The organism is Undibacterium sp. FW305-107, assembly GCF_058788535.1.
This window is the reverse complement of record NZ_JBYTAV010000002.1, coordinates 431,876-444,433: the sequence shown is the minus strand read 5'-3', so window position 1 is coordinate 444,433 and position 12,558 is coordinate 431,876. Positions and strand designations below refer to the sequence as shown.

The window sequence follows — 12,558 nt, the reverse complement described above, 5'->3', positions numbered from 1 at the left end:
AGGCCCGACTTATTAGCAATTTGATCAAAACTTAGCAAAAAGAGTATCAAATTTGCCACAGTGGCGCTTCATCCATTAAAGCAACCTGCTCACGCAGTTCAAGTATGCGGTCTTGCCAGTAACGCTGGCTGTTGAACCATGGAAAAGCCGCCGGAAAAGCAGGATCACTCCAGCGCTGCGCCAACCAGGCGGAATAATGGATCAACCTCAAAGTTCGCAAGGCTTCGATCAAATACAACTGACGCGGCTCGAATTCAAAAAAATCTTCATAACCCACCAGGATATCGGTCAACTGGCTTTGCATCTCGTTACGCTCTCCCGATAACAGCATCCATAAGTCTTGTATACCCGGCCCCATACGGCTGTCATCAAAATCGACAAAGTGTGGGCCTGCTTCAGTACCCGACTCCAGCCACAAGACATTTCCCAGATGGCAATCACCATGCAAGCGTAGTTGCGGCACATCGCCCGCCCTGTCGTAGCAAGCCTGGATACCATCCAGAGCCTGCTGGCTGACGCTGGCGTAGGCCGCCAGTAAATCAGGCGGGATGAAATCATTTTCCATTAACCAGGCACGTGGCAAGACACCAAAACTTTGGGGATCCAGTGCTGGCCTGATTGCGTACTTGTTAGTAGCGCCGACAGCATGTATTCGCCCTATGAAACGACCCAGCCATTCCAATGTCGCTGGGTCGCCGGTTTCAGGTGCGCGTCCACTCTGACGTTTGAACAGAGAAAAACGGAAACCCTGGTAATGCCTCAGGCTGTCGCCGCCCTCAGTTTGTAGCGCCGCCAGGACAGGAATCTCATGCGCCTGCAATTCACGCACAAAATCATGCTCTTCCTCTATTGCATCATCTGACCAGCGCAAGGGGCGATAAAACTTGGCAATAATCGGAGAAGCGTCCTCTATGCCTATCTGGTAAACACGGTTTTCATAGCTGTTCAGGGCCAGCATGCGGCCATCGCTACGCAAGCCACTGCTTTCAACGGCATCAAGGACTAATTCGGGTGTCAGCCCGGCGAATGAATCTGGGGGAATAAAATCTGTCATGCCGCTATTGTACGTGTCTGTCAGTGCATTCGATATAAAAGTCCTGCACAGCCAGCACACAAAGCGCTAAACTTCCGGTATTTTCATACTTACCTTTTCAAGAGTCACACCATGCATCTCGACGAACCACTAAGCGACAAAGAATTCAATGAACTCGACAAATTCCTCATGTCGGACAAGGTCGGTGACGATGGCATGACCATGGATGCTCTGCATGGCTACCTGACTGCCATTGCCCTTGGACCGGAGATGATACCCATGGCTGAATGGTTGCCACTGGTGTGGGGCTTGCCTGATCAGGGCGAACCCAAGTTCAAGAATGAAAAGGAAATGCAACGCATCACTGGCCTGGTGGCCCGCTTCATGAATGAAATACAAATCACTTTTGAAGTCGCACCGCAAGAATACGAGCCCCTGTTTTGTGTCATGGAACAGAATGGCAAGGAATTGATCGATGGCGAGACCTGGGCTTGGGGCTTTTGGGAAGGCATGCAGTTGCGTGAGGAAGCCTGGGAAGCCGCCTGGGAATCTGAAGAAATCGGCCCATTACTGCAACCTATCTATCTGTTGGGTGCGGAAGAGATAGAAGAAAGCGAATTGAAATTTGTTGATACGCCAGAAAAATGCCATGAACTGGCGTTGACGCTGGAAGCTTCCATCCCCACCATACGCCGTTTCTGGGCACCCTTGCGCAAATCTGGTGTCACCACGGTCAAGCGTGAGGCTCCAAAAGTAGGCAGAAATGATCCCTGCCCTTGTGGCAGCGGTAAAAAATACAAAGTCTGCTGCGGTGCTGAGCCTACCCTGCATTAATCACCTACATAATTAATTCTCTGCAAACCTGAAGCGCTGGAGGGAAACCTCTAGCGCAAAATTGCCCCGCCTGCATGTCTTCATGCTATTTTTGCGCTTCTCAATAACATGCTGGAGACTACCATGAGCTTGCAAGAACAATTCACCCAGGCACAAGCCGATTCAAAAAACCTGTCCGAACGTCCGGACAACATGACTTTGCTGAAAATCTATGCCCTGTTTAAACAAGGCAGCGCTGGCGACGCCACGGGCGATCGTCCTGGCATGACCGACTTTGTTGGCCGCGCCAAGTTTGATGCCTGGGCTGGCCTGAAAGGCACCAGCCAGGAAACAGCGATGCAGCAATACGTTGACCTGATCACGTCGCTCAAAGACTAAGTCGCGATCTTAAGCCGGAGGATTGAGCCAGTCACGTGGCTTGCCTTCAGTCAGACCGGCAATCAGGTTATCTGCCGCACGGTTTGCCATTGCACGCCGGGTCGCTTCAGAGGCACTGGCAATATGCGGTGTCAACACAACATTATTCAGTGTCAAAAAATCTGGATGGAATTTGGGTTCATTTTCAAAAACATCCAGGCCTGCAGCCGCAATCCTGTGTTCACGCAAGGCCGCAATCAGAGCCTGGTCATCGACAATGCCACCGCGCGCCAGATTCACCAGGGTTGCGCCCGGCTTCATCATTGCCAGCTCTGCCGCAGCGATGGTGTGATGTGAAGCTGCTGAATATGGCAGCACCAGCACCACATGGTCAGCTTGTTGCAGCAATTTTTCCTTGCTCACATATTGCGCGTTATTCGCATATGCTTCCTGCTCAACACTCAGGCGCGAGCGGTTGTGATACATGACCTTCATATCAAAACCTGTAGAACGCCTCGCTATGGCCTGCCCTATCCTGCCCATGCCGATGATACCCAGAGTGGCACCATGTACATCTGCACCCAGGAAAGAATCGAAGCGCCATTTGGTCCAGTGACCGGCGCGCAGCCAGTGTTCAGACTCCGTTACCCGCCGGGCGGTTGCCATCAGCAGGGCCCAGCCAAAATCAGCCGTGGTTTCATTCAGGACTTCTGGCGTATTGCTGGCCATGACACCGTGCGCAGTACAAGCCGGCACATCAATATTGTCATAACCAACAGCCATGCTCGCGATCATTTTCAAATCTGGCAACTGCTGCAACAGTTTAGCATTGATTTTGGCACTGGCTGTCGCCAGAGTACCGGCTTTACCTTTGAGCCTGCCAGCGAGTTCTGTGGGTGAAAAAATAATATCATCTTGATTCGACTCGACTTCAAAATACTGTTCCAGCTTAGTCAGCACTTCAGGAAAAATGGCGCGTGTTACCAGGATTGCAGGCTTCATGGTCTGGCCTTAATTAAAATAATATTGAAAAATAACAAATACTTGACATGCTAGTCCACCTAGCGGGGGGAACTGGCCAAATGCTGAATGATACCGTTTATATGCCAAATTTTCCTTCAGTCTTATAGCAGTTCAACAACTTTCATCCAGGCTATAATTCCTGCAAGAAAATTCATGCCAATGACGCAAATCAAGCTGGCTAATTAATAATTGACTTACAATTGCTCACTTTGGGCAGGCACCAGAAGCAAAGCGCCTTGATTCGGCTGCATTTGCTTATGCGCAAACTATATAAGCCTGATTTGTGAGAACTGCTAAATTGCCTTAAAATACAAGGCTTTGCAGCCCTAAGCCTATTTTTTGCGCTTAGACTGCGCCTAAATCCCGAATTTTTAGTTTAGATTGGACTGTTATGACCCACGTTGTGACCGAATCCTGCATCCGCTGCCGCTATACCGATTGCGTGGATGTGTGCCCGGTGGACTGCTTCCGTGCTGGCCCGAATTTCCTGATCATTGATCCAGACGAATGCATCGATTGCGCCGTGTGCGTTGCAGAGTGCCCGGCTAACGCCATTTTTGCCGAAGAAGATGTACCGGCAGATCAGCAGCAATTTATCAAGATCAATGCCGACCTGACCCGCAAATGGCCGTCGATTACCAAGACCGTTGCTCCTTTGCCAGATGCAGACGACTGGAAAGACGTTAAAGACAAATTGCAATATCTGGACAAATAAGTATCTGGAAAAGCAATACGGGCTTTTGCTAATCGGCTCAAACAAATCCGCAATATCAGGAATCATCTAGTCGTATGGAAAACAAACAAACTACCGCGGCCAACGCCGCCATTGAAGCAGATGCCGTCATCATAGGCGCAGGCCCCGTTGGGCTGTTCCAGGTATTCGAACTCGGCTTGCTCGAAATCAAGGCACACGTTATTGACTCCCTGGCAGTCGTCGGCGGCCAATGCGTAGAACTGTATCCAGACAAACCGATCTATGACATCCCTGCCGTGCCAGTGTGCACAGGCCAGGAACTGACAGACAATCTGTTGAAGCAAATCGAGCCTTTCGAGCCAACCTTCCATTTGGGTCAGGAAGTGACTCTGGTTGAGCGCCGCGAAGATGGCCGCTTCGACCTGGAAACATCCACCGGTACACGTTTTATTACTAAAACTATTTTCATCGCTGCTGGTGTCGGGTCCTTCCAGCCACGCACTTTGAAGGTTGAAGGTATAGAAGCATTTGAAGGCTCGCAGGTTTTCTACCGCGTCAAAGACCCTACCCAGTTCCATGGTAAAAACCTGGTGATCTGCGGTGGTGGTGACTCTGCGCTGGACTGGGCGTTGAACCTGGTTGGCAAGGCTGAATCCGTTGTTGTCCTGCACCGCCGTGAAGATTTCCGCGCTGCACCTGCTTCTGTCGCCAAGATGAAAGAACTCTGCGACAACTATGAAATGCAACTCACCATAGGCCAGGTGACAGGCATAGAAACCAAAGATGATTTGCTGTCTGAAATCAAGGTTACTGGTGCTGATGGCGTCACCCGCCGCATGCCGCTGGATACCTTGCTGGTCTTCTTCGGCCTCTCACCAAAACTCGGCCCTATCGCTGAATGGGGCCTGGACATAGAACGCAAGCAATTGAAGGTCGTCAATACCGAGAAGTTTGAAACCAATGTACCTGGCATTTTTGCCGTGGGTGATATCAACACTTACCCCGGCAAGAAAAAACTCATCTTGTCCGGCTTCCATGAAGCTGCACTGGCTGCGTTTGGTGCTGCACCGTATATTTTCCCTGACAAGAAAATCCACATGCAATACACCACCACATCACCAAAGTTGCACAAAATCCTGGGCGTGGAAACACCTGTTTTCGATTAATCCGGAAACTGTCAAACAAAAAAGCGCAAAGAAATATTTGCGCTTTTTTCTTGTCCAAATTCATGAGATCAGTTTGCCGGGACGTGGGAATCAGACTCCTTGAATTGATTGGCAATCTGATTGAACTCGTCCGTAATCTGCAGGAAGGCATCCAGGATATCAGGATCAAAATGTGTCCCATGCCCCTTACGCATGATGCTTATTGCCTCCTCATGCGAAAATGCGGGTTTATAGACGCGACGCGAGATCAGGGCATCGTACACGTCGGCCACTGCCATCAGGCGCGCAGACAGGGGTATGGCGTCGCCCACCAGGTTTTCCGGGTAACCTGAGCCATCCCATTTCTCTTGATGCGAATAGGTGATTTCACGGGCGAAGCGTAAAAACTCATTACTCTCTCCCAAATATTTCTCTACCGAGAGTATGGTTTCTCGTCCATAGACAGTATGCAGCTTCATGACTTCAAATTCTTCTGACGTCAGCTTGTCGGGCTTCAGCAAAATATTATCGGGAATCCCCACCTTGCCTATGTCATGCAATGGTGCCGACTTGTACAGCAAGTCTATATTTTCATCTGTCAGTTCATTGCTGAAGCGGACATGGTTTTTCAGCTTACGTGCCAGTGCTGCAACATAGTTTTGAGTACGGCGAATATGGTTGCCGGTTTCATTGTCCCTGGTCTCGGCCAGTGAAGCCATGGCCATGATGATGGCGTCCTGCATCTTGCCCAGTTTGCGGGTTCTGTCCTGTACCAGGCTTTCCAGATGCTTGTTCTGGTCTTGCAATAAATGGCGCGCCCTGACCAGATTCAATTGCGTTGCGACTCTCGCCAGCACGATAGGCGGACTGATAGGTTTGCTGATGTAATCAACGGCTCCCAGACGCAGCCCCATTTCTTCATCCTGCACCTGGCTTTTAGCCGTCAGGAAGATAATAGGTATATCCGAGGTAGCAGCATCTGTCTTCAGGCGACGACAGGTTTCATAGCCATCCATTTCCGGCATCATGACATCCAGCAAAATCAGGTCAGGACCCGGCAAACTGGACGCAATTTGCAAAGCTTTCAAACCATTGGTGGCGATCTTGATTTTGTATTGATCCTTCAACAGACCCGACAACAGCGAGATATTATCGGGCGTGTCGTCAACTATCAGGACTACCTGTTTGGCATTTTGATCGAATACTTCATTCATACATCACTCCGATAAGAAGTAATTGCCCCGCATTCTCGTGAATGCCATGCATCAAACTGGATGCCATCAAATCAAAGTATTTCATAACCGAGGTTTTTCGCACTATTGCTTAATAAATTCAGGGCTACATCGTAGTCAAACTGTCTGACTGCACGCATGATTTGCTTTTGCACGTCGACACCAAAAGCATTGGCAATCATATCTCCTGACTCTAACAGCAAGTCGACCGCTTCGCCATCGTAATCACGCAACAAGTTACAGCATTTTACAAGTAAGTCTTGCATGAGCTCATGATCAACCGGCAACAGCTCCACCACCTTGGCTTCGGTTTTGCTTGAGGATTTTTCCAGCGCCAATACCTGATCTATGGCATTGATGGTGATCAACATGGTTTGCGCACATCCATCGAGCACTGATGCCAGCTCCACTATATTGGCATTATCATGCAATTTCAATTCAAGTTCTGTCGCATAAGGTTGTATGGCTTTGGCACCTATCAAACCAGCCACCCCTTTGAGAGTGTGCGCCAGACGCTCTGCCAGTAAATGGTCGCCTGCTTCCAGTGCATTACGGATATGTTGAACCACATTGCGCTGGTCATCGCAAAACCGCGATAAGAGCTCAAGATAAAATGAGCGGTTGCCAAGAGTGCGACTCAAGCCCTCTTCGACATCAATTCCCTCGATCAGCAAACTGTTGCTGATATCTTGTATTGGCACTTGCACATTATCAAAATTGCTGCCAGTCACGTGATCCGGACACCAGTGCGAAATCGCGTGGTACAGCTCTTTGGGGTTGATAGGCTTGGCGAGATGCGCATTCATGCCGGAGGCAAAGCAAAGCTCGCGCTCTTCCACCATCGCATGCGCCGTCATGGCGACGATGGGTAAGTCATTAAAACGGGTATCTGCACGGATTAAGCGGGTGGCTTCATGCCCATCCATTTCTGGCATCTGCACATCCATGAAGACCACGCCGTAGTACTCAGGATTGGTCTTACTCACCATGTCCACAGCAATTTTGCCGTTACCGGCAATATCGACAGCAACCCCTGCAGCCTCCATCAATTCACGGGCAATTTGCTGATTGATTTCATTGTCTTCAACCAATAGCACACGCAAGTCAGTATATTTAGGCACCAGAATGCCGTGACTGACAGGTATCGCGTAATTGGTACTGGAAAACAATTCAACCAGGCAATCCACCAGTGTAGAGGCATTCACGGGTTTGGTTAAAAATCCATCGGGCAAAGCGATATCGTCCCGGTAGCTGACCTCTTCACGCCCATGCGCACTGACCAGCACCATCAAGGGAGCAGGTTGCAGGGAACCATCGCGTTTCAAATAAGTAATGAGCTCCAGCCCATCCATTTCTGGCATACGCAAGTCGGTAAATATCACGCCATAAGGGTGGGTAAGACTGCATTCCCTGACAGCCTGCAAAGCGGCGGCACCACTACTGACGACATCAATATCGACAGGTAATTCGGTTAATATTTCCTGCAAGATTTCGGCAGCGGCAGGATTATCATCCACAATCAATAAACGCATGCCATTGATGGCACCCGGCACCACCTGGCGCTGCACGACTGGCTGGGCAATGCCAAACCATCCGGTGAAGTATACGCAAGTGCCGCGCCCTGCTTCGCTGCGCAGTGCTATCTCGCCCCCCATTAATTCGACCATACCCTTGGAAATCGACAAGCCCAATCCCGTACCACCAAATCTGCGGGTAGTCGATTCATCAGCCTGACTGAAGGGGCGGAATAATTTATCAGACTGTTCTTCCGACATGCCTATGCCGGTATCACGCACTTCAAACTTGAGTTTGACTTTACCGCCCGCCATCTCCAGCGTCTGGCAGGTCACATAGATTTCTCCCTGCTCGGTAAATTTGATGGCGTTGTTGATGAGGTTGATCAAGACCTGCCCCAATCTCAATGGATCACCATTCAGATAACGAGGGATATCCGGCGGTGCGCGGAACAGGAATTCCAGTCCCTTCTCATCAGCCTTATCGGTCGTTACGGCAGAGATATTATTGAGCACATCGTCAAGATTGAAATCAACCTGCTCGATATTCAGCTTACCCGCTTCTATCTTGGAGAAATCCAGAATATCGTTGATGATACCCAATAAGGAAATCCCCGCCTTGTGGATTTTTTCCACATAGTCTTTTTGCTTGGGATTAAGTTCCGTTCTCAAGGCCAGATGTGCCATGCCTATAATGGCATTCATGGGCGTGCGGATTTCATGACTCATGTTGGCCAGGAACATGGATTTGGCTTCCGTCGTCTCTTCTGCATGACGGCGCGCCATTTCGGCTTCCTTCAATTCATTTTGCATTTGCAGGGTCTGCAGACGGATCTGTTCAGCCATGCTTTCCTTAAGCTGGGATTCAAGCAGTTTTCTCTGCGTGATATCCGAGACAAAAGACAAGGTTGCCGGACGTCCTTCCCAATCAATCATGACTGCAGACAATTCTACCCAGATGATGGATCTGCTCTGATGATTTTCGATGCGGAAGTGGTAGTACTGCTCAACATCTTCACCACGCAAACGTCGTGTGTGATGGTCGATCACCATCGGTCTGTCATCTGGATAAATCGCCGTAATGAAAGACATTTGCGCCAGTTGTTCAGCACCATAACCCGTCAAACTTTGCACCCGCGGATTGGCAAAAACAATGCGACCATCCTGCACCACCAGAATACCTTCCGTCACATTATTGATGAGCTGACGGTAGTGTTGCTCAGACTTGCTCAAGTCTTCTTCGAGCTGACGACGAGCAGAAATGTCCATGACCACCCACACCGTGCCATGGGTCAAGTTGGTCTTATCAACGGCACGACCTGAGAAATGCACCCAGAACAAGGTGCCATCACTGCGTCGCATTTTCAGTTCAGTCTCAAACGCTTCGCCCTTCAGAACAGACTGATTGACCAAAGCTCCCGATTCCAGATAGGCCTCACGCGACTCATAGAAAGGTTCAAGCGAAGCACCCAGTACGTTGTCGCGCGCGACACCAAATATCTGGCACAAGGGTGTGTTCACCCATTGCACGCGCCCCTGATTATTCAGGAAAACCATGCCGACGATGGAATTTTCCAATATGGTTTCACGCTCGGCCAGTATGCGCTTGAGCTCGTCTTCCAGTTGACGACGCTCAACCATGGCACGTTCAGCCATGCGCCGTGCCAGCTCGGCTTCTTTCAACTCATTCCTGATATGCAAGGTTTGTACATGGACACGGGTTGCCAGTCCTTGCGCCTTGGCAAACAAGTCAAGATAGCGCTTTTGCTCGTTATAGGCTTCCTTCCATTCACCCAGCTCAGTAAATATCTCAGACAATTCTTTGATAGCCCGCAGTGGCATATAGATATAACCATTGCCACCGACTTCATCAACGGCACGGCGTAAATCACGTATGGCTTCAGGGTAACGCTTATGGCTGCGATGCAGGTGGCCACTGACCCACCAGCTATACGGCTTCAGGTGTTTATCCTCAAAGCTGTCCAGCAGGCCCATGGCAGTTTCACTGAGCTTGTCGGCTTCATCCACCTGGCCACGCATCGCCAGCGTATAGGCTGCGACTGACAGGCAAAAGGCGCGGCTGGAATTATCGGCATTCTCACCACTCTTGATGCCACCTATATACGAGGCAATGGCCTGGTAGGCTTCTTCATATTTGTCGAGCGATACCTTGCACAAAGCCAGCATGGTGGACACAAAAGGTGCCAGCCAGCGTTCGCTGGAATTGACGGCAATGTCCCTGGCTTCTTGCAACAGGACTTCGGCATCTTCTGCATTGCCACTGACGTAAAAAATTTCACCCAGATTGGCTGTCACTTGCGCGACGCGATTAGGTATTTGCAGCGCACGCGCATCATTCAATGCAGTGTAAAAATGACGTATGGCTTCTTCGGTATATCCCAGTTCCTGCGACAAGATACCCAGGGTGTTATAGACGACGACAGAAATACGGCTGACCTTCATGCGCAAGGCTGGCACGATGCGTGAATGACACAGGGCATAAGCGTCCTGCACCTGGCCACGGCGACGCCAGACCGCCACCGTGCCAAACAGGGCGAACGCCATGCCTTCATGCTCATCCACTGATTCGAACAAAGTTGCCGCGCGATCGAATACGGGTGCAGCCTGCTCCATGTGGTCATCAAAGTAATCAGCAAAGGCATCGATCAGGTCTGCAGCAATCAATGCCGTCGGGTTGGATTTGCCAGGCTCTTGCTGGCGCATGGCAACGGCAATCTTGCGGCCGTCTGCCGGGTTATCGCGCATCAAGTCCAGAGCGTCGAGGCAAAGCTCGCGCCAATGGATTTCTGCTAGAGAACTATCTTTACTCATTCTACTCAGCTCTTCAGAAAGAAATGATGCAATGAAAAAACAAATTGAACCTATGAAAACCTATTTGAAGACCTTTATATCTCTACTGGCAGCCTGCATACATGCACCTGTCTGATACCCATTTTTTGCCAGGCTCTGTATTTCACCAGACGCTATACATACTGCAATATTAATGCGAGTGACCTGCTTATGGATGAACATAGCCAGAAACTGTGTCTTTTAACTGAATAAATAAGCAAATCAACCGGTTTTAAGTTTTGGGAGTGCCAAAGAAACAGCGACAGAAATGGTCAACTCATGAAAAATAACTTAAATTTCAACATTCCCACAAGAAATCATTGCATATAAATCAATAATTTAACATTAATTCACACCAACAACTTGCGCAAGTCTTTTGCTCAGCCAAAAATTTTTAAAACTGGTTTATGATGCATTGCAACAGTTCGATTAAGTGTTTTTTCTAAGCTTGTTTCGCCCTGTGTCATTTGGCCTTAGCTATCCTGTTTTTGCCAGATGAATGCGTGGCCCCCTATTTGAAAGATTCACTATGCTTTATCAATTTCATGAGCTCAATCGCGCCTTTTTGAATCCCCTGACTCAATGGGCGGAAGCATCTTCAAAACTGTTCACCAATCCAGTCTCGCCTTTGGCGCACACGCCTTATTCGCAGCGCATAGCTGCAGGCTATGAATTATTGTTCCGACTGGGCAAAGACTATGAAAAACCAGAATTCGGTATTACATCTACCACCATAGACAAGCAAGAAGTCGAGATTGCGCAAAGTACAGCGGTGATCAAGCCTTTCTGCAAACTGCTGCACTTCAAGAAAGTCTTGAGTGACAAAGAACTGACAAAGCTGAACCAGCCTAAGGTATTGCTGGTTGCCCCTCTTTCTGGTCACCACGCAACCCTGCTGCGTGATACCGTACGCGGCTTGCTACCCAAGCACGACGTGTATATCACCGACTGGACTGATGCGCGCATGGTGCCCCTGTCTGCCGGCCCTTTCCATTTGCATGACTATATTTATTACGTCCAGGACTTTATCCATTATCTGGGTGCCGGTACACACGTGATTTCCGTGTGTCAACCGACTGTGCCGGTATTGGCTGCGATTTCCCTGATGGCGACGGCCAAAGATCCCCTGCTGCCTAAGACCATGACACTCATGGGCGGCCCTATTGATCCGCGTAAATCACCAACGCAGGTGAATAACCTGGCAACGGAAAAGAAATTTTCCTGGTTTGAGAACACCGTGATCTACAGTGTGCCAGCAAATTACCCTGGCTATGGCCGCAAGGTCTACCCTGGTTTCTTGCAACATACCGGCTTTGTTGCGATGAACCCGGACCGCCATGCACAAAGTCACTGGGACTTCTACCAGCACCTGATACAGGGTGACGATGAGTCCGCTGAACAGCATCGCAAATTCTATGACGAGTACAATGCGGTACTGGATATGCCTGCCGAGTACTATCTGGAAACCATTAAATCCGTGTTCCAGGAATTCCGCCTGCCGACCGGCACCTGGGAAGTCGAAGGCAAGCTGGTCAGGCCACAAGATATCAAGAACGTTGCCCTGTTCACAGTAGAGGGTGAGCTTGATGATATTTCTGGTCCGGGCCAAACCCAGGCAGCCCATGATTTGTGCAGCGGCATCCCTGCCACTATGAAACAGGATTATGTCGCACCCGGCGCAGGACATTATGGTATTTTCTCTGGCCGTCGCTGGCGCGATATCATTTGCCCGAAAATCGGCGAATTCATTAAAGAACATTCTTGATTCCCGGATCATAAGCAAAGACCACGACCCTGAAAGCGTCGTGGTCTTTTCATTTGCAGACTCTGATTGTAGCCTCTGATGTTTAGGGGGATAATCACGGCTCTCTATTGT

At 49.6% G+C, this 12,558-nt stretch carries 9 protein-coding genes; 5 read left to right on the top strand and 4 right to left on the bottom strand.

The annotated features are described in order from the left end of the window. Positions 1-46: 46 nt before the first annotated feature. Positions 47-1,054, bottom strand: coding sequence for a serine/threonine protein kinase (locus tag AC3WQT_RS06110; protein ID WP_492702900.1), 1,008 nt, complete (start codon positions 1,052-1,054; stop codon positions 47-49). 111 nt (positions 1,055-1,165) lie between these two features. On the opposite strand from AC3WQT_RS06110, the gene AC3WQT_RS06105 reads away from it, so the two are divergent. Both AC3WQT_RS06105 and AC3WQT_RS06100 read left to right on the top strand, forming a co-directional pair. Further along, positions 1,166-1,867 (top strand): UPF0149 family protein, encoded by a 702-nt coding sequence (locus AC3WQT_RS06105; RefSeq protein ID WP_492702899.1) that lies wholly within the window; start codon positions 1,166-1,168, stop codon positions 1,865-1,867. A gap of 123 nt (positions 1,868-1,990) precedes the next feature. Beyond that, positions 1,991-2,245 (top strand): acyl-CoA-binding protein, encoded by a 255-nt coding sequence (locus AC3WQT_RS06100; protein WP_492702898.1) that lies wholly within the window; start codon positions 1,991-1,993, stop codon positions 2,243-2,245. 9 nt (positions 2,246-2,254) lie between these two features. On the opposite strand, the gene AC3WQT_RS06095 is transcribed toward AC3WQT_RS06100, so the two are convergent. Continuing rightward, on the bottom strand, positions 2,255-3,226 hold the full coding sequence (locus AC3WQT_RS06095; RefSeq protein WP_492702897.1) for a 2-hydroxyacid dehydrogenase: 972 nt from the start codon (positions 3,224-3,226) through the stop codon (positions 2,255-2,257). Between the two features lie 412 nt (positions 3,227-3,638). Here AC3WQT_RS06095 and fdxA point away from each other — a divergent pair, with 412 nt between their 5' ends. Next, complete coding sequence (gene fdxA, locus AC3WQT_RS06090) at positions 3,639-3,962, top strand: ferredoxin FdxA (RefSeq protein ID WP_186951675.1); 324 nt, start codon at positions 3,639-3,641, stop codon at positions 3,960-3,962. A 74-nt stretch (positions 3,963-4,036) separates the two neighbouring features. Further along, positions 4,037-5,107: an NAD(P)/FAD-dependent oxidoreductase gene (locus tag AC3WQT_RS06085; RefSeq protein ID WP_492702896.1), complete on the top strand. Its 1,071-nt coding sequence runs from the start codon at positions 4,037-4,039 to the stop codon at positions 5,105-5,107. A gap of 68 nt (positions 5,108-5,175) precedes the next feature. Here AC3WQT_RS06085 and AC3WQT_RS06080 read toward each other — a convergent pair whose 3' ends face one another. Continuing rightward, entirely contained in the window at positions 5,176-6,300 is a 1,125-nt protein-coding gene (locus AC3WQT_RS06080) for an HD-GYP domain-containing protein (protein ID WP_492702895.1), read from the bottom strand. A gap of 71 nt (positions 6,301-6,371) precedes the next feature. After that, on the bottom strand, positions 6,372-10,664 hold the full coding sequence (locus tag AC3WQT_RS06075; RefSeq protein WP_492702894.1) for a response regulator: 4,293 nt from the start codon (positions 10,662-10,664) through the stop codon (positions 6,372-6,374). 547 nt (positions 10,665-11,211) lie between these two features. Between AC3WQT_RS06075 and AC3WQT_RS06070 the strand changes: the two genes are divergently transcribed. Next, positions 11,212-12,447 (top strand): polyhydroxyalkanoate depolymerase, encoded by a 1,236-nt coding sequence (locus AC3WQT_RS06070; RefSeq protein ID WP_492702893.1) that lies wholly within the window; start codon positions 11,212-11,214, stop codon positions 12,445-12,447. Positions 12,448-12,558: the final 111 nt, after the last annotated feature.

What these genes read in the sequence shown, in the direction of transcription:
- AC3WQT_RS06110 (WP_492702900.1), bottom strand. Translation starts at nt 1,054, where the DNA reads ATGACAGATTTTATTCCCCCAGATTCATTCGCCGGGCTGACACCCGAA.
- AC3WQT_RS06105 (WP_492702899.1), top strand. Translation starts at nt 1,166, where the DNA reads ATGCATCTCGACGAACCACTAAGCGACAAAGAATTCAATGAACTCGAC.
- AC3WQT_RS06100 (WP_492702898.1), top strand. Translation starts at nt 1,991, where the DNA reads ATGAGCTTGCAAGAACAATTCACCCAGGCACAAGCCGATTCAAAAAAC.
- AC3WQT_RS06095 (WP_492702897.1), bottom strand. Translation starts at nt 3,226, where the DNA reads ATGAAGCCTGCAATCCTGGTAACACGCGCCATTTTTCCTGAAGTGCTG.
- fdxA (WP_186951675.1), top strand. Translation starts at nt 3,639, where the DNA reads ATGACCCACGTTGTGACCGAATCCTGCATCCGCTGCCGCTATACCGAT.
- AC3WQT_RS06085 (WP_492702896.1), top strand. Translation starts at nt 4,037, where the DNA reads ATGGAAAACAAACAAACTACCGCGGCCAACGCCGCCATTGAAGCAGAT.
- AC3WQT_RS06080 (WP_492702895.1), bottom strand. Translation starts at nt 6,300, where the DNA reads ATGAATGAAGTATTCGATCAAAATGCCAAACAGGTAGTCCTGATAGTT.
- AC3WQT_RS06075 (WP_492702894.1), bottom strand. Translation starts at nt 10,664, where the DNA reads ATGAGTAAAGATAGTTCTCTAGCAGAAATCCATTGGCGCGAGCTTTGC.
- AC3WQT_RS06070 (WP_492702893.1), top strand. Translation starts at nt 11,212, where the DNA reads ATGCTTTATCAATTTCATGAGCTCAATCGCGCCTTTTTGAATCCCCTG.